The following is a 17,846-nucleotide window of genomic DNA, read 5'->3' as shown; positions in this document are numbered from 1 at the left end:
TAAGAACAGTGGAACATATTTATTTGACGAAGTAACCACATGAGCAAAAGGAAAGCATCGTAGATGTGATTTTGCGAATGTGGGTTCTGAATAGCTGCAGCCCTACGGTTCCAACATTGACTTCACATAATCCTTCGGTGACAGCTTCGTATATTTCTTAAAGATCTGGCTGAAATACTGCGGATTATTGCCGAAACCGACCATTTCCGCCACCGCATAGGGGGATTCTTCTGAGTGCTCCAGTAAAAGTTTTTTCGCCTCCTGAATGCGGAGCTCTGTTACATAGGCGGAAAATTTACTGCCAGTCTGTTTGACGAACATTTTGCTGACATAATCCGGATTCATAAAAAGATAATTTTCCGAGATCCATTTCAGTGACAGGTTGCTGTCACTCAGATGCTCTCCGATGTACTTTATGACCTTTTCCACACAGTCTGTGTATTTGTGCTGCGGTTCTACAGAGAAGATCGAGGTCATGATCTGCTCCGCAGATGGAATCAGGTCATTCATGGTGACACAGACGTTGACTGCCATGAGACTGTCTGTGGTCTGCAGTTTGCTGAGCGGGTAATATTCCTTCTTGGAGGCCTCCATTACCAGACGGATCATCTGGGTCTTGGCCAGATCCACATCCTGTTCCCCGGATAATTCTGTGAAAAATCTTCTCTGCAAAAGTTTTTCCGGTGGCATTTCCGTGAGGAACAGCTGTGTCAGCAGGGAATCTACCCGGGAAGCAGTCTTGCTTTTACAGGTTTCCACACAGGATACGATGACCTGCGTGATCTCTGTTTCATTGGAAGGCTTTAACAGATAGTGTTTCACACCATAGCGCATGGCGGTCCGTGCAAATTCAAATTCACCATATCCTGAGAGGATGATAAACTCTGTGTTCAACTGGGCAGCACGGACCTTTTCAATCAGATCCAGCCCGGATAAACCGGGCATCTTGATATCTGTCATGACAATATCCGGGTATTCATCCAGAATACAGTCAAAGGCTTCAATACCGTCTTTGCAGACGGCTACTACATCAATTCCCAGAGAATTCCAGTCAATCAGGGAATGGATTGTCTCACGTATGATCTTTTCATCATCCACGATAATCATCTTTAACATAAGGTATCTCCATTTTAACTACAGCAAAATCATTTTCGTTATAGAAATGCAGCCCGTATTGCTGGCCGAACATCAGCTGGATGCGTTCTTCAATATTTAACAACGCAATGCCCAGACCCTGTTCCTGAATCTTATGTGTCCGGAGATTCTCCAATAAATCATCGGGGAATTCAGATCCGCTGTTTTTCACATAAATCTGTATCAGCCCCTGGGAATACACACAGGTGAGATTGATGATACATTCATCCGTGATCTGCTCCAGTGCATAGTGTACGGCATTTTCCAACAACGGCTGAATGGAAAGTTTGGGAACCTGTGCATCCAGACAAGCATCCGGAATGCTTTCCGTAAAATTCAGACGGTTGTCAAAACGAAGCTGCTGTATAGTCATATAATAATGTATAATATCAAGTTCCTGCTTCAACGTAAAGCGTTCTTTTTTGTTCAGCGTCATCCGCAGGAAATGTCCCAGAGAGTCAGCAATCTGCGAGATTTCCGGCTCTCCGATAGCCTTTGCCCTCCAGTTGATGGCATCCAGCGTGTTATACAGGAAATGTGGATTCATCTGGGATTCCAGGCTTTTTAACTGTGCATCTTTAGCCAGCAGCTGTTGACGGTAATTTTCAACAACCAGTGTCTGGATCCGCTCTGCCATATGTGTAAATTGCCTGTGCAGAATACCAATCTCATCGGTACGATCATTATAATCATAAGGAATCTCTGCCAGTACGGTGGAGTCTTCACCGAACCGCTGCATACGGTAGAGCAGCAGATCAAAATGTCTGGTGATCTTACGTACGATCAGGTGGACGATCAAAATGGAGCACAGGAAACCGCAGAACAGGATCAATACATATAGAAATGCAGTCATCTGCTGGGATTTTGCCACTTCGTCATAAGAGATCAGATGCAGATAATTCCATTCATTGATGTCCATGGTGCCGCGGATGGCAAAATATTTTCTGCCATTCAGGGTGACAACAGCATAACTTTTGATTTTATCATTGATTTTCTGTACTTCCTCTGTATCCAATTCCGGAGAAGAGAACAGCAGCTGGTCTTTCTCATAGATGATCCAGTAGGAACCTTTATATTCATTGCTGATCTTGGACATTTCCGTTACCAGATCTCCCAGATTTACATTGATGATCAATGTTCCGAGATTATCCAGTCGTAAGTTCTTGATCTTTTTGATCTCCCGGACAAGAAATATACCGTGGTCTTCCGCATGGGAAGTTACCCATACCGGGGAGCCTTCCCCGGCCTCTGCCAGAGCTATCAGTTCTTTAGTCAGATCCGCATCCGGCCGACAGGCAATATTTTCATTGGTATAAGTGATGAATCTGGGGCAGGAAATTGCCGCCATTTTCAGGTAGGGCTGGCGGTATTCCAGGTAGTGTTTCTGTAAAGCAGAATAAATATCAGAGTAATAATGTACAGCATAGTCTTCCTGGGGCTGGTAGATTTCATCCAGTGTTGATTGGACTGTAGAATCTGAACGGACGATATTGGTCATGGTCACCAGATCCTCCAGCCGGTTAGTAAATTCATAGGAGACTAACGACGAGGAAGACTGCATGGACTGATACAGCAGCTTATGATAACGCGATGTAATAATGGAAAAGGCAGCTACCAGGAAAAAGAACAGAAAGAGAAGGTCAATCCCTATGGTAGAGAGCAGTAACTTGGTTTCTAACTTCTGATTTGCTATTTTTCTCGAGATATTCTTATTAAAAAATGACATGATATACAAGCCTCCATCAGTTCTTTATTGATTATATACACAACATGCACATGTTTTCAACAATGATATCGGTTTTTTGGTGCAAATAGACGGAAAAGTATATTCCTGGAAAAAATAAGAACTGTTATAATTAGAACATCAAAAAGAAGTAAATCCATAGCGGATTTACCTTTCGATACCAAAAGGAGGGTTATATTAATGAAAAAGAGAGTTTTATCCCTGTTAATGGCATCCGCCATGATCGTCGGACTGACTGCATGTGGTTCTTCCAATGAACCCGCAGCTACCGCTTCCACCGACAGCGGTAATACCGCAACCACGACTGCTGACAACAGCGGAAGTGCAGCGGCCGGAAATGTATCCATGACATTCACCTGGTGGGGCAACCAGACCAGAAATGAACGTACACAGGCAGCCCTGGATCTGTATTCTGAGCAGAATCCCGGTGTAACCTTTGATACACAGCCTGCAGAGTGGAATGATTACTGGACCAAGCTGTCCACCCTGGCAGCAGGTAATTCCCTTCCCGAGTGCCTGCAGATGGACTATTCCTATCTGGCACAGTATGTAGCAGCAGATCTGCTGGTAGACCTGACACCTTATGTAGAAGATGGTACGCTGGATGTATCTAATGTATCTCAGGGTATTCTGGATGCGGGTTCCATTGACGGTAAGTTATATGCAGTCTGTGCAGGAATGAATGCACCTTCCCTGTTCTACAACAAGACCTTGCTTGACAGCCTTGGAATCACTGTAAAAGATAACATGACAATTGATGAGTTCGAGGCAGTGGCACGTGAGGTTTATGAGAAGTCCGGTGTTAAGACTGATCTTCCTTACAGTGCAGGTGACAACTATCTGCCCTATGCAATGCGTTCTCATGATGTGGTGAAGCTGTTCAATGAGGATTCCCTCAATGTAACAGATGCAGCAAGTCTGGTACCGGGCTTCCAGATTTATGAAGATGGTGTCAAGGACGGATGGATCATCGGCGCAGATGTTCACGCTGAACTGACTTCCAACTCTGTAGAGCAGAGTCCTCTGGTATACTTCTCCTCCGAAGCAACCCAGTCCTGGTGCGGATTCTTCTGGTCCAACCAGCTGTCTGCTATGGTAGCGGCCGCTCCCGAAGGCATGGAGATCGGCATCACCACATGGCCTTCCGAGAACCCTCAGAAGTCTAACTTCTTAAAGCCCAGCCAGTTCTTTGCAGTATCCAGAGATGCCGGCGAGAATGAGGCAGAAGCTGTTAAGGTTGTAAACTATCTGTTGAACTCTGAAGATGCTAACAAGATCCTTCTTGGTGAGAGAGGTGTGCCTGCTTCTTCCGTAGTAGCATCCGCCATCGCTCCTCTGCAGGATGAGACTGCACAGGTGGTTACCAAGTATGTAAATGACGTAGTAACTCCCAACTGCTCCGCTATCAGCCCTGCGATCCCTGATGGAGCAAATGAAGTATATGATTACTACAACCAGTTGGTTGATAAGATCCTCTATGGTCAGATGACCGCACAGGAGGCAGCAGAAGATCTGTTCAAGATGGGCAACCAGATCATGTCCAGATAAGCTGTCTGAACTTACATAAGTAATAACAATCTTACAACATTTTTTAGAATGACAAAATGGGTACTGTGGAAGCATCCGCAGTACCCATTCTGAAAAAAGGCTGCTTCTATGAATGCTGCAGCAACGGAGGTAACGTTATGAAGACAACAAAGCACATGACTATCCGTCAGAAGCTGAATACGGAAAAGGCTGCAGGTATCGTATGTACTATGCCATTTATCGTTGGATTTCTGGCGTTTATGATTATTCCCATGTGTATATCGCTTTACTATTCCTTCTGCGATTACAATATTTTACAGCCCCCTACATTTACCGGATGGGCGAATTTTAAGAGAATGTTTTCTGATGCAACGTTTTATCAGTCTCTGGTGGTAACTTTCAAATTTGCCATCATTTCGGTTCCGTTACGACTGATCTTCGCATTGATCGTTGCACTGCTTTTATTTAAGAGTACGAAAATGACAGGCGTTTACCGTGCACTGTATTATCTGCCTTCCATCATCGGCGGATCTGTAGCAGTAGCAATCCTCTGGAAGAGACTGTTTGCGGTAGACGGACTTGTAAATAAACTTTTGATGGTGTTCGGAATGAAAGAGCCGGTAGCATGGCTGGGTGATACCAGAACAGCAATCTGGACTCTGATCATTCTGGCGGTATGGCAGTTCGGTTCTTCCATGCTGATCTTCCTGTCTGCATTGAAGCAGATTCCTGTCAGCCTCTATGAAGCGGCAAGAGTGGATGGTGCCAACGGATGGCAGCAGTTCTGGAAGATCACACTGAAGCTTCTGACTCCCACGATCCATTTTAACCTGGTAATGCAGATGATCAACGGTTTTCTGGCATTTACACAGTGCCTGATCATCACACAGGGTAAACCCATGAACTCTACTCTGTTCTACACGGTATATATGTACCAGCAGTCCTTCCTCTTCGGAAGTACCGGTTACGGCGCAGCACTGGCATGGATCATGCTGGCATTGATCGCATTTATTACATGGATCCTGTTTGCAACCAAAAAACTGTGGGTATACGATGGCGGTTTATAGAATCGGAAAGGTACGCCGCAACGCGTAAGTGGGTGTTATTATGAAAAGAAAAAAGACAATCAGCAATATTATATATCACATTTTAGTATGTGCCTTCGGACTGGTAATGATCTATCCGCTGGTATGGATGGTAATGAGTTCCTTTAAGGATACGAACACCATCTTTACCACAGCCACCAGCCTGATCCCGGAAAAATTCACATTACAGAACTATGTAAACGGCTGGAAGGGTTTTGCAAAGGTAGGTTTTGGAACCTTCTTCAAAAACTCTCTGTTTATCTCCATTACCGCCACCATTGGAACCGTACTTTCTTCCTCTGTGGTAGCCTATGGATTTGCCAGATGCAAATTCCCCGGCAGAAAGCTTCTCTTCGCAGCAATGCTGGCATCTATGATGCTGCCGGCACAGGTACTGATGATCCCTCAGTATCTCTGGTATCAGAAGCTGAACTGGGTTGGAACCAATCTGCCGCTGATCGTGCCTTATTGCTTTGCTATTCAGGGTTTCTTCGTTTATATGATGACAAACTTTATTGAAGGCATTCCCAGAGAGCTGGATGAGGCAGCAAAGATTGACGGCTGCTCCTATTATACCATTTTCACCAAGATCATCTTCCCGCTGATGGTTCCTACCATGATCACCGGATGTATCTTCTCCTTTATGTGGAGATGGGATGATTTCCTTGGAGCATTATTGTATGTCAACAAGACAGAGAAATATCCTGTCAGTCTGGCACTGAAAATGTTCTGTGACCCCAGTTCTTCTTCCGACTACGGTGCTATGTTCGCTATGGCGACCTTGTCTATTCTGCCTGCAGTATTGATCTTCTTCTGCCTGCAGAGATATCTGGTAGAAGGAATTTCCACTTCCGGCCTGAAGGGCTAAGAGAGGAGCAGAGAGATGATATACGATGTATTGGAATACGGTGCAAAAGGTGATGGCGTGACGAATGACGCTGCAGCCATCCAGAAGGCGATTGATGCCTGCAGCCAGGCTGGCGGCGGTAAGGTCCTGTTACAGGGAGGACATGTCTTCCGGAGCGGAACCATTTTTCTGAAATCAAATGTGGAATTTCATCTGGAGATGGGGGCTGTCCTGAAAGCCAGCGACCATCTGGAAGATTTCGATATGTTGAAAGTGGGAACCCCACAGATCAGCAAGGTAGACACTCCGACCTACAATGCCTGTGATTACAATGGAAAACCGACGCTGAATTTTGTATACAGCAAGGATGCCGAGAATGTGGCTATCACCGGATTTGGCAAGATTGACGGCAACGAGGAGATATTCTATGGAAAGGTGACCAAATGGCATATTGACGGATATTTTTATCCCAGAGTACCGTTGCTGTTCCTGGAAAATGTAAGGCATCTGACCATCCAGCAGGTAACCCTGACCGGCAGTGCATTCTGGACCACTCATCTGGTGGGATGTAAGGAAGTATTGATTGAGGGAATCCGTATTATCAATAATCTGCGTCTGGCTAACTGCGATGGCATTGATCCGGATCACTGCAACAATGTGAGAATCTCCAACTGTCATATTGAATGCGCAGATGACTGTATTGTATTTAAGAATACGGCGGCTGCCATGGAATATGGTCCCTGCGAAAATATTGTAGTGGATAACTGTACCATGATCTCCACCAGTGCTGCTATCAAGTTCGGCACGGAGAGTGAAGCGCCTTTCCGGAACATTTCCGTGACCAACTGTAGTATCCAGCGCACCAACCGTGCAATTTCCCTGCAGTTACGTGATAAAGGCTGTATAGAAAATGTGACATTCTCCAATCTGAATATCGATACCCGCCTGTTCTCCAAGGTACATTGGTGGGGCGAGGCAGAACCCATTACCATCACTGCGGTGAAGAGAAATACGGAGACGAATGTGGGATATATCCGGAATGTCCGTTTCCAGAATATCAACTGTGTCGGAGAGAATGGCATCCTGATCTATGGTGACGATTCGAAAAATATCCGGGATATCACATTTGACGGTATTCATGTCCAACTGGAGAAGAAGACGGACTGGCCGAAGAACTACCATGATCTGCGTCCCAACGAGGGAAATGTGATCCTGGAGGATTCTCTCAGAGTGCTGTATGCCCGCAATGCGGAAAATGTTCTGTTCCGGGATTTCTCTTATGAGATCGCAGAGGATATGAAAGGCGAAGTTGAAGATCCTGTATTCATCGAGAATTGCGAAAATGTGGAATATTGATCTGCCTGTGTGTAAATAAAAAAGGCCTCCGAAGGTCAGAGTGCATCTGATTTTCGGAGGTTATTTTTTGAAATCTTATCTGTCCAGCTTGTTGGGCTCGGGATAGGCCTCGCCGAAAGTATCTACGGTAACGCTTTCCATTACCTGATCCTCCAGAGGACGATCGCTGTAATCGGTAGGGGTATCTGCAATCTTATTTACCACATCCATGCCCTCAATGACCTTACCGAAAGCGGCATAAGAGCCATCCAGATGAGGGCTGGTCTTGTGCATGATGAAGAACTGGCTGCCTGCGGAATCGGGATGCATAGCTCTTGCCATAGACAGAACGCCTTCGGTATGTTTCAGATCATTGGTCACGCCGTTAGCAGCGAATTCACCCTTGATGCTGTAGCCGGGACCACCCATGCCGGTGCCATCGGGACATCCGCCCTGGATCATGAAACCGCGGATGACACGGTGGAAGATCAGACCATCGTAAAAATGCTTGTTGATCAGACTGATAAAATTGTTGACGGATTCGGGGGCAATTTCAGGATAAAGCTCGCATTTGATCACACCGCCATCCTTCATAGTAATAGTAACAATAGGATTCTTTGCCATAATAATTTCCTTTCTTTCTTGACAGAAATAGAATAAAATGATATCAGGGTCAAAAGCCCCCGACTTTGATGCCTACGAATTGCTTCGTGCTACGCACTCTCACAATTATACCCAATATTCGCATATCGTGGGATTATCATCCTACTTTTATGCTCATATCGGAGCGGGTCCTAAGGTCTTTCACCCACCTATGAGCAAGCTCATGTGGGCTTAGACCTTTTGACCCTGGCATCATAAAATATAAATATTATTGTAATGGATTCCCGGGGAAACGTAAAGAGGAGAATTGCTGCAGATGGATTTTTTGAAGCAGGTGTCAATAGAAATATATCCGGAAGGTGCATCGGACGAGGAACGAAAAAGCTACAGTAAAAAATATGGTGCGCAGATGCACGCCCTGCTGGATGCGATTCGCAGACAGAGACAGGAAAGAGAATTTTCCCAACAAAGAAACGGGTCGGGAAAAGAGTGCTTCGAAGAGAAAAGCGTCCGGGATAGCATGATGTCCGGGTATGAAAGCGGGCAGGGAAAACTCTGGATCGTAGATAACGGAAAACGTGCACAGGAACTCTTGGAGCAGGGCTGCCCGGTGCTTGTCTGGCTCCATGAGGACAACAGGGATCAGGATTTTAGCGGTGTCCGTTATGCCTGTGAAAATATCAGTGAACTGGATTTTGATTATCTGGAGAAGGTCTATCGCAGATACGTGGGCATTCCCTGGGAGATTCTGACCACGGAGAGGTGTCTCATCCGGGAGACCGGTGCGGAGGATCTGGATGCCCTTTATGAGATTTATGCGGATCCTTCTGTGACGAAGTACACAGAAGGACTCTATCCGGAGCGGGCGAAAGAAGAGGCCTATCTGAAGGATTATACGGAAAATATGTATTATTTTTATAATTACGGCGTCTGGACGATCTGTGACCGGATGACCGGACAGGTGATCGGCAGAGCCGGATTCTCCAACCGCGAGGGTTGCGAGGATCCGGAGCTGGGCTTCGTCATCGGTGTCCCGTGGCAGCGGCAGGGATATGCTACGGAGGTGTGTAAGGCATTGCTGGAATACGGGAAAGAGGAATTGGGATTTGAACAGGTGCAGATGCTGGTGATGCCGGAGAACGAAATATCCCTGCATCTTGCAGAAAGACTGGGATTTTCCCAACTGGATCAGGTCACCTGGGAAGGAACTTGCTATGAGCGACTTCTTATGGAACTGTAAAAATATAAAGAAAATATAAAAAACATGTTGACACTCTAAAACCACGGTGCTATACTCTCAACATAGCAAAGGCGCTACAGAATAAAACTGTAGCGCCCTTTTTGTTATGGCGACGAGGAAAGTGAACATCGTGCTGGCACGAATGGTCACTTGACGACCGCTAATCATACCGGGATGTATATCCCAGGTATTGTCCGGAAGTATCACAACGCGCGTGGCCGGACAAAAATAGCGTAAGGGTATGGTGGAAAACAGTTTGACTGCTATACCCTAAGGATGCGATGCAATGGGGCTTCGAAGGATGAGACCATAGTATCGCATATTTTTTTACACCGGTGAAGTATGGTGGAAGATATTTCACGAAGAGTGAGGAGGAAAATGTTATGACAGAAGAAATCTTAAGCGCAGTAGATGGTCAATTATTTGCAGTCTGGTTTCTGATCGGTGCGGCCCTGGTATTCTGGATGCAGGCAGGATTCGCAATGGTGGAGACCGGATTTACCAGAGCCAAAAATGCCGGTAATATTCTGATGAAGAATCTGATGGATTTCTGTATCGGTACTGTAGTATTTATTTTGATTGGCTTTGGATTGTTACTTGGTGAAGATGTAGTAGGTCTGATCGGCAAGCCGGGACTGGACATCTTTACTGCCTATGAGAATTTTGATTATTCAAATTTTGTATTTAATCTGGTGTTCTGTGCTACCACAGCTACCATCGTATCCGGCGCTATGGCAGAGAGAACCAAGTTCTTATCCTATTGTATTTATTCCGGTGTGATCTCCGCTTTGATATATCCCATTGAAGCTCACTGGATCTGGGGCGGCGGCTGGCTTTCACAGCTTGGCTTCCATGATTTCGCAGGTTCCTGCGCAATTCACATGGTAGGCGGTATCTCTGCTTTGATCGGAGCAAAGCTTTTAGGTCCCCGTATTGGTAAGTTTGAAAAGGACAAGAGTGGTAAGATTGTAAAAGTAAATGCATTCCCCGGACATAACCTTCCGATTGGATGCCTTGGTGTATTTATCCTGTGGCTTGGCTGGTATGGATTCAATGGTGCTGCTTGTACTTCCGTAGAGCAGTTAGGCTCCGTGTTCCTTACCACTACCGTAGCTCCCGCAATCGCAACTGTAGTATGTATGGTATTTACCTGGATCAAATATGGCAAACCTGATGTATCCATGTGTCTGAATGCATCTCTGGCAGGTCTGGTAGCGATTACCGCTCCTTGTGATGTGACTGACTGCTTCGGCGCTATCGTGATCGGTGCAGTAGCAGGACTTCTGGTAGTATTTGGTGTATGGCTTCTGGATTATAAGCTTCATATTGACGATCCTGTAGGTGCTGTTGCAGTACATTGCATGAATGGTATCTGGGGTACTATCGCAACCGGTTTATTTGCAACCACTTCCGCACCCGGCAATGACAGTGTGGCAGGCCTGTTCTATGGCGGTGGATTTAAGCAGCTTGGTTTACAGCTGTTAGGTTTTGTAAGTGTGGCGGCATGGACTGCAGTAACGATTACTATTGCTTTCCTGATCATCAAGGCTACCGTAGGCTTACGTGTATCTGAGGAAGAAGAGATTGTTGGTCTGGACTCCTGTGAGCATGGTCTTCCTTCCGCATATGCAGGCTTCAGCATTATGGATATTTCCAACACTATGACCATGGAGGTAAATGAAAATACCAGCCTTGGCGTAAGTGATTATGACACAGCTTCCGCAGCCATGAAGGAAGCGGCAGTAAAGGTAGAGACAGCTCCGGCAGCAATTCCTGCAACCGGAATCTACAAAGTAGTGGTTATTGCAAAGCTTGCCCGGTTCGAGGTACTGAAGAAGGCTCTGAACGATCTGGGTGTAACCGGTATGACCATGACACAGGTCATGGGCTGTGGCGTACAGAAGGGTGCCGGCGAGATGTATCGTGGTGTTGAAATGGATGCGACCCTGCTGCCTAAGGTGAAGGTAGAAGTTATTGTCAGCAAGATTCCCGTAAGCGCAGTCATCGATGCTGCCAAGAAGGCTCTGTACACCGGACATATCGGCGATGGCAAGATCTTCGTATACAACGTTGACAAAGTAGTAAAGGTTCGTACCGGCGAAGAAGACTTCGCGGCTCTGCAAGACGTGGAGTAATAATGCCAGGGTTATAATCCCTAAGACACGACGTGCCTGCACGGGAGTGGCTTGCCCCTAACTTAGCTTTTATCTAATCCCTCAATTTGGTATATACAGGGCTGTGCCCGGATGCTGCGACTCATCCAGGTGCAGACAAGGATCCCCGGGTGCTTCCACCACCCGGGGATTTTCCTGCCCTGAGCTGTGGATAAGATTGCCCTCTTGAAAAGGTTCTGTGGAAATGATACTATCATCGTAGAAGTACAGATTTTCAAAGGGCATGATTTATATGGAAGAAAATACAAAGAAAACACAAAAGCAGACAGAAAATGCTATAGGGAAAGAAAACAAGATCGTAACGGGAGTCATCTGGCAGCAGCTGCTCCTGTTCTTTTTCCCTATTTTGTTCGGAACCTTTTTCCAGCAATTATATAATGCGGCAGATGCAGTGATCGTAGGGCGTTTTGTCGGAAAAGAAGCTCTGTCGGCGGTAGGTGGCGGCACCGGTACGCTGATCCAGCTGTTGGTGGGATTTTTCGTAGGATTGTCCAGCGGTGCCACGGTCATTATTTCCCAGTATTATGGGGCAAAACGTGCCGAGATGGTAGGCTATGCCGTACATACCTCCATTGCGTTCAGTCTGGTGGCTGGAGTCGGCATGATGATCGTGGGTATTACGGTGGCACCATGGGCACTGCGTGCGATGTCTACACCTGAGGATATTTTGGGACCGGCGACAACCTATATCCGAATCTATTTCCTGGGAGTCATCGGAAACCTGATCTACAATATGGGAGCCGGCATCCTGCGGGCTGTGGGGGATTCCAAGAGACCGCTATATTTCCTGATCGCCAGCTGCCTGACGAATATTGTGCTGGATATTGCATTTGTCATCGGACTGCATATGGGTGTGGCTGGAGCCGCACTGGCGACCATTCTGTCGCAGGCACTCAGTGCGGTACTGGTATTGTGGGTGCTGATGCGGACGAAGGATATGCATCGTCTGGAACTGAGAAAGATCCGTTTTGATGGAAGAATGTTCCGCAGGATCATCCGGATCGGACTTCCGGCGGGATTGCAGTCGGTGATGTATACATCGTCCAATATTCTGATTCAGTCCAGCGTGAATGCACTGGGAACGGATACGGTAGCGGCATGGACAGCCTACAGCAAGATCGACAGTCTGTTCTGGATGATCGTTAATGCTTTCGGTATCTCAATTACAACCTTTGTCGGACAGAATTACGGTGCAGGGAAAATGGATCGTGTACACAAGGGTGTCCGTACCTGTATGGGAATTACAGCCGGGGCGACGGTACTGTTGTCCGTGATCCTCTATAATTATGCATCGATCTGTTATCAACTGTTTACCACGGATGCACAGGTGGTAGTGATCGGAGAACAGATTCTGCATTTTTTGGTACCTACATATTTTACCTATATTGCCATTGAGATTTTGTCCGGTACTCTGCGCGGTATCGGTGACAGCTGGCTTCCCATGATCATCTGCTGCCTGGGGATCTGCGCACTGCGCGTGGTATGGATCCTGACAGCCGTACCTCTGAAAAATGACATTCTCACCATTGTATTCAGCTATCCGCTGACCTGGACGGTGACCAGTATTGCTTTTATTGTGTATTACCTGTTTTTCAGCCGGCTGAAGATCGTGGAACGTAAGAGATGATTTGTAAGATATTGCACTTTATTCTATAAAATTTGCATAGAAACGGGATGAAAATAAATTTATAATAATGTGTAACTATTCAGAGCCATGCAAAACTGTGTTCTGCGAATGCTTGCATTCAGGCAGATAAGCAGTTTTATATGGCGAAGTAACCTCATGAGCAAAAAGGAAGCCTCGCAGAGGCGGTTTTGCGAATGGGGTCTGAATAGTTACAATAATGTCTATAATGTTCTTTCGGAAAAAGGAGGTATTTAAATGTATCAGGCAGATGAGAAAAGATATGAAGAAATGAAATACAATCGCTGTGGTGCCAGTGGATTGCTGCTTCCGGCGGTGTCTCTGGGACTGTGGCATAATTTCGGCTCCAATGGGAATTTTGACAACATGCTGGACATGTGCCACACAGCATTTGACCATGGCATTACACATTTTGATCTGGCAAACAATTATGGACCTGTACCGGGCAGTGCGGAGGAAAATTTTGGACGGATCCTTGCAAAAGGACTGGGAAGGTATCGAGATGAACTGATCATTTCCACGAAAGCCGGTTATGATATGTGGCCCGGACCTTACGGCAACTGGGGCAGCAAAAAGTATCTCGTGGCCAGCCTGGATCAGAGCCTGAAGCGCATGGGACTGGATTATGTGGATATCTTCTACCATCACAGACCGGATCCAAATACACCGTTGGAGGAGACCGTTCGTGCACTGGATGGCATTGTCAGATCCGGTAAGGCATTGTATGTGGGAATTTCCAACTACAATAAGGAGCAGACCATTGCGGCAGCAGAACTGTTCAAGGAGCTGGGGACACCGTTTATTATCAACCAGAGAAAATATTCCATGTTTGTAAGAGATATTGAGAAGGACGGATTGAAGGATTATGCGGCGGCCCATGGCATCGGCATCATTACGTTCAGCCCGCTGGCACAGGGACTTCTGACCGACCGTTATCTCCACGGTATTCCTGAGGACAGCCGTGTCCGTACCGACGGCAGATTCCTGAAAGAAGCGGCGATCGTGGAAGAGACATTGAAGAAGGTACGTGCACTGAACGATCTGGCAGCCCAGAGAGGACAGACCCTGGCACAGATGGCACTTTCGTGGATCTTAAGGGATGGGGATATTACCAGTGTTCTGATCGGAGCATCTAAGCCCTCACAGATCCTGGATAATATCGGTATTGTACATGCAACCGCATTCAGTGAAGAAGAGAGACGCAGAATTGAGGAGATTCTGGCATAAAAAAGCCGGTGCCTGCAAGAATATTGCAGACACCGGCCTTTATGTTATCTTCCGTAGAAAATCTGTGCGATCGGGGAATCCGGAGACAGGATCACCGTCTTATTATCGCCGGTCATGGAAGCCTTCAGTGCATCCAGGCTTCTGACGAAGGAATAGAAATCCTGTTTGGATTCATCGGAATAAGCTTCTGACAGAATTCTCATGTATTCCGCTTCGCCCTCGGCAATGAGAATCTCCGCATTTTTATTGGCCTCCGACAGGAGAACATTGACTTCCTTATCTGTGGTATTGCGGATTTTCTGTGCCTCAGAGCTTCCCTCTGCGGTATAGGTTGCGGAGATGTTTTCACGTTCGGAGATCATACGCTCGTACACAGCGGCTTTGTTGTCACTGGGCAGATCCAGCTGTTTGGTTTCGAAGGAGAGCAATTCAATACCGTATTGCTCAGTGGTGTTCCCAATGTTTTTCATAATGGCTGCAGCCAGCTCTCCGTCACGCCCGGAGATGACGTCGTTCTGGGTCGTACTGCTTATGATATTTTTCGTAGAGTTATATACGATGGTGTCCAGACGGCTCTCTGCGTTGGAGATGGAGGAGTTCAGGGTCTGGGCAAATTTCAGAGGATCATTGATCTGCCATAAAATGTAACTGTCACAGATCATGGTCTTCTTGTCACTGGTGATGACATCGGAGGAAGACAGATCATAGAGCAGGATCTCCTTCGGAAGCTTATCGACGCTCTGTACAAAAGGAATCTTAAAGGTAACACCTGCAGAACTCACTACATGGTCTACTTTACCGAACTGTCGGATCAGACTGTATTCGTTTTCGTTGGTAACGACAATGCTGGAGGATCCGATGATCAACAATGCCAGTACTAATAGAATCAGAGATATATTTTTCACTTTTTTCATATTTATAAAACTGCCTTTCTGTAGACAATGGTTATTGTGCAGCTTCAGAGGTGCTGCTCTCCGAAGAAGCGGAAGCGGTACCTGTGAAGGATTCCAAAGGATAGAAGGTCTGTGTATTGCCGTTGGGGCTTTCGATGACAACCTTAAGGTCAGGCAGTACTTCTTCCATGGTCTCGTAGAACATACGCTGTTTGGTGACGGTCGGGTTCTTGATATATTCCTCGTACATAGCGTTAAAACGCGCAACCTGTGCAGTAGCCTCATTGATGCGCTCGGCCTTTTGCGCCTCAGCGTCTTTGATGATACCGTCGGCCTGTGCCTGCGCCAGAGGAAGCTGTTCATTGCGGTACTTATTGGCATTGTTCAGGGCAGTTTCTTTTCCCTGCTTGGCGGTTTCCACGGCCTTGAAAGCTTCCATGACTTCGGAGGTAGGCGGCTCGGAATCCTGGATTGTGATATTTACCAGTTGGATACCGATATCCTGTTCGCTCAGACGCTCCAGAATCATTTCTTTAATAGCGGCCTGAATCTCATTTTTTCCGGTAGTCAGGACATCGTCCACCGGATAACTGCCGATCACGGTACGGATACAGCTCTGGCTGATGTTACGTAGGATCAGTACGGGATCCTTGGATGCATAGACAGCTTTTACCGGGTCACTGAAACGATACTCTACGAAGAAATCGACGTTGACAAAATTATAGTCGGAAGTGATCATGAGAGAATCATCGGTTTCCGAAGAATTGGAATCTACATCATATCCCAGGGAAAATCCCTGAATGGTGGTATTTACTTTACGAACCTGCTGGATGAACGGTATCTTAAAATGAAGTCCGGGATCCGTTACCGCTTTGGCCTGGCCTAAAGTGATCAGAACCGCCTGCTCCTGTTCACGGATCTGGTAAGTGGAATTAAAAGCAAAAATAGCGATTACCAGAATCACAAGAATGATGCCGGGGACTTTCCACCAGCTTTTTTTCGTTTTTGCTGCTTCCGCGGTGCCGGAACCTAAATCTTCAAAGCCGTTCTGGCGATTACGGAAGGAGTTGAATTTTTTCATAAATATGCTCCCTTCTCATTGTAATTCGTTTATTGGTTGTATATTTTACTATATTAAAGGATGAATGAAAGGAAGGCAATGGAAAATTCTGCACGATAAAGAGGGTTAATGCCGGATTCTTATCAGTTGCAAAATTGTTCCAGTCGTAATATGATGAAAACATGTGGGATGAAAATTATCATATTTTAAAACCACAACAGAAATTACAGTAGAAAAGGATGGAAAAGATGAAAGTATATACTTGTTTTCCCGGCGGAAAAGCCAAAGCTCTGACCATGAGTTATGATGATGGTAAGTTACAGGATAAGCGGCTGATCGGTATTTTTAATAAATACGGGATCAAGGCAACCTTCAACCTGAATTACGGACAGGTCGGAGAGCGGCCCCGTATGACCTTCGAGGAAATGGAAGGATTATACGACGGTCATGAGATCGCAACTCATACCATGACCCATCCCACCATTGAGAGATGCCCACTGGTGGAAGTCGCAGAGGAACTGTTGGAAGACCGGAAAGGTCTGGAGAAATGGACCGGCCGGATCATCAGAGGACATGCATATCCCAACGGTTCTTACAGTGAAGAGATCAAACAGCTGTACCGTCAGTTGGGCGTGGCTTATGCCAGAGTGGTAGAGACGGTTCCGGATTTTGCACTGCCAAAGGATCCGTTGGAGTGGCATGCTACCTGCCATCATAATGATCCGAAGCTGATGGAGTACGCGGAATTTTTCGCCGATTTCAAGAAGAGCCAGTACCTGAAGCTGATGTATGTCTGGGGGCACAGCTACGAGTTCGATAATAATGACAACTGGGATGTGATCGAGAACTTCTGTAAATACATGGGCGGCAGAGACGACATCTGGTACGCCACCAACATCGAGATCATTGATTATATGGATGCAGCGAAACGTTTACAGTTCTCTGCGGATTACGAAAAGGTATATAACCCCAATGCCTGCAGCGTATGGCTGCAGTTAAACAGTGACAAGTGCGTGGAGATCGAGGGCGGAACCCTGGTGGATCTGAATACATTGCTGTAAAAAGTTAAGCCGGATAGCGATGACTGTCCGGCAGGTGTGCTGGAGAATACACTGATGAAAACCATAAAACTTGCGGACAGACAGTAAGAAAGATAGGATAGTAAAGACCGGATGGGGAGCTTATTTTTTGATAAGTTGTCGTGCAATTTATTAGAATGGAATTTTTGAAAGAGCCAGCACCTTGAATGGGCTGTCTCTTTCAATGTCACCTGTAATTGACAAACTGTTAAGGAAACAATCGGAGTTGGTGTAAACGAAAAAGCAGCCTTGA

Annotated in this window: 14 protein-coding genes; 9 read left to right on the top strand and 5 right to left on the bottom strand. The window is 46.3% G+C overall.

Annotated elements, in window-relative coordinates; translation table 11 throughout:
• Positions 1-102: 102 nt before the first annotated feature.
• On the bottom strand, positions 103-1,116 hold the full coding sequence (locus DWZ61_RS17675) for a response regulator (protein WP_118539903.1): 1,014 nt from the start codon (positions 1,114-1,116) through the stop codon (positions 103-105).
• Positions 1,091-2,860, bottom strand: coding sequence for a histidine kinase (locus DWZ61_RS17670; RefSeq protein WP_118539902.1), 1,770 nt, complete (start codon positions 2,858-2,860; stop codon positions 1,091-1,093). Before DWZ61_RS17670 ends, DWZ61_RS17675 begins: the two co-directional genes overlap by 26 nt.
• A gap of 198 nt (positions 2,861-3,058) precedes the next feature.
• Between DWZ61_RS17670 and DWZ61_RS17665 the strand changes: the two genes are divergently transcribed.
• From DWZ61_RS17665 to DWZ61_RS17650, 4 genes are all read left to right on the top strand, one after another.
• Positions 3,059-4,426 (top strand): extracellular solute-binding protein, encoded by a 1,368-nt coding sequence (locus DWZ61_RS17665; protein ID WP_117465128.1) that lies wholly within the window; start codon positions 3,059-3,061, stop codon positions 4,424-4,426.
• Between the two features lie 155 nt (positions 4,427-4,581).
• Positions 4,582-5,472 (top strand): sugar ABC transporter permease, encoded by an 891-nt coding sequence (locus DWZ61_RS17660; protein ID WP_347475464.1) that lies wholly within the window; start codon positions 4,582-4,584, stop codon positions 5,470-5,472.
• 40 nt (positions 5,473-5,512) lie between these two features.
• A complete protein-coding gene (locus DWZ61_RS17655; protein WP_118539901.1) occupies positions 5,513-6,358 on the top strand; it encodes a carbohydrate ABC transporter permease in 846 nt (281 codons plus the stop codon).
• A 15-nt stretch (positions 6,359-6,373) separates the two neighbouring features.
• Positions 6,374-7,693, top strand: coding sequence for a glycosyl hydrolase family 28 protein (locus tag DWZ61_RS17650; protein ID WP_118539900.1), 1,320 nt, complete (start codon positions 6,374-6,376; stop codon positions 7,691-7,693).
• A 75-nt stretch (positions 7,694-7,768) separates the two neighbouring features.
• Here DWZ61_RS17650 and DWZ61_RS17645 read toward each other — a convergent pair whose 3' ends face one another.
• Entirely contained in the window at positions 7,769-8,296 is a 528-nt protein-coding gene (locus tag DWZ61_RS17645; RefSeq protein ID WP_117568806.1) for a peptidylprolyl isomerase, read from the bottom strand.
• Between the two features lie 295 nt (positions 8,297-8,591).
• Here DWZ61_RS17645 and DWZ61_RS17640 point away from each other — a divergent pair, with 295 nt between their 5' ends.
• The 4 genes from DWZ61_RS17640 (at position 8,592) to DWZ61_RS17625 (ending at position 14,561) form a co-directional block, all read left to right on the top strand.
• Positions 8,592-9,515, top strand: coding sequence for a GNAT family N-acetyltransferase (locus DWZ61_RS17640; protein ID WP_118503190.1), 924 nt, complete (start codon positions 8,592-8,594; stop codon positions 9,513-9,515).
• A 383-nt stretch (positions 9,516-9,898) separates the two neighbouring features.
• Entirely contained in the window at positions 9,899-11,650 is a 1,752-nt protein-coding gene (locus tag DWZ61_RS17635; RefSeq protein WP_118539899.1) for an ammonium transporter, read from the top strand.
• Between the two features lie 271 nt (positions 11,651-11,921).
• Positions 11,922-13,316, top strand: a complete 1,395-nt coding sequence (locus DWZ61_RS17630) for an MATE family efflux transporter (RefSeq protein WP_243026453.1) — start codon at positions 11,922-11,924, stop codon at positions 13,314-13,316.
• A gap of 255 nt (positions 13,317-13,571) precedes the next feature.
• Positions 13,572-14,561 (top strand): aldo/keto reductase, encoded by a 990-nt coding sequence (locus DWZ61_RS17625; RefSeq protein ID WP_118539897.1) that lies wholly within the window; start codon positions 13,572-13,574, stop codon positions 14,559-14,561.
• Positions 14,562-14,605: 44 nt separating this feature from the next.
• Here DWZ61_RS17625 and DWZ61_RS17620 read toward each other — a convergent pair whose 3' ends face one another.
• Together DWZ61_RS17620 and hflK are read right to left on the bottom strand one after the other, a co-directional pair.
• Positions 14,606-15,475: a protease modulator HflC gene (locus tag DWZ61_RS17620; RefSeq protein WP_022312342.1), complete on the bottom strand. Its 870-nt coding sequence runs from the start codon at positions 15,473-15,475 to the stop codon at positions 14,606-14,608.
• Positions 15,476-15,506: 31 nt separating this feature from the next.
• Positions 15,507-16,535: an FtsH protease activity modulator HflK gene (gene hflK, locus DWZ61_RS17615; RefSeq protein ID WP_117465136.1), complete on the bottom strand. Its 1,029-nt coding sequence runs from the start codon at positions 16,533-16,535 to the stop codon at positions 15,507-15,509.
• Between the two features lie 227 nt (positions 16,536-16,762).
• Between hflK and DWZ61_RS17610 the strand changes: the two genes are divergently transcribed.
• The gene (locus DWZ61_RS17610; RefSeq protein ID WP_117465137.1) at positions 16,763-17,575 is read left to right on the top strand and encodes a polysaccharide deacetylase family protein; all 813 of its coding nucleotides are present in this window, start codon (positions 16,763-16,765) and stop codon (positions 17,573-17,575) included.
• The last annotated feature ends 271 nt before the right edge of the window (positions 17,576-17,846 follow it).

It is taken from the genome of Clostridium sp. AF34-10BH (genome assembly GCF_003478095.1).
GTDB lineage: Bacteria > Bacillota > Clostridia > Lachnospirales > Lachnospiraceae > Acetatifactor > Acetatifactor acetigignens.
Note: the sequence above shows the minus strand (reverse complement) of the source record. Positions and strands in the feature narration are given on the sequence as shown.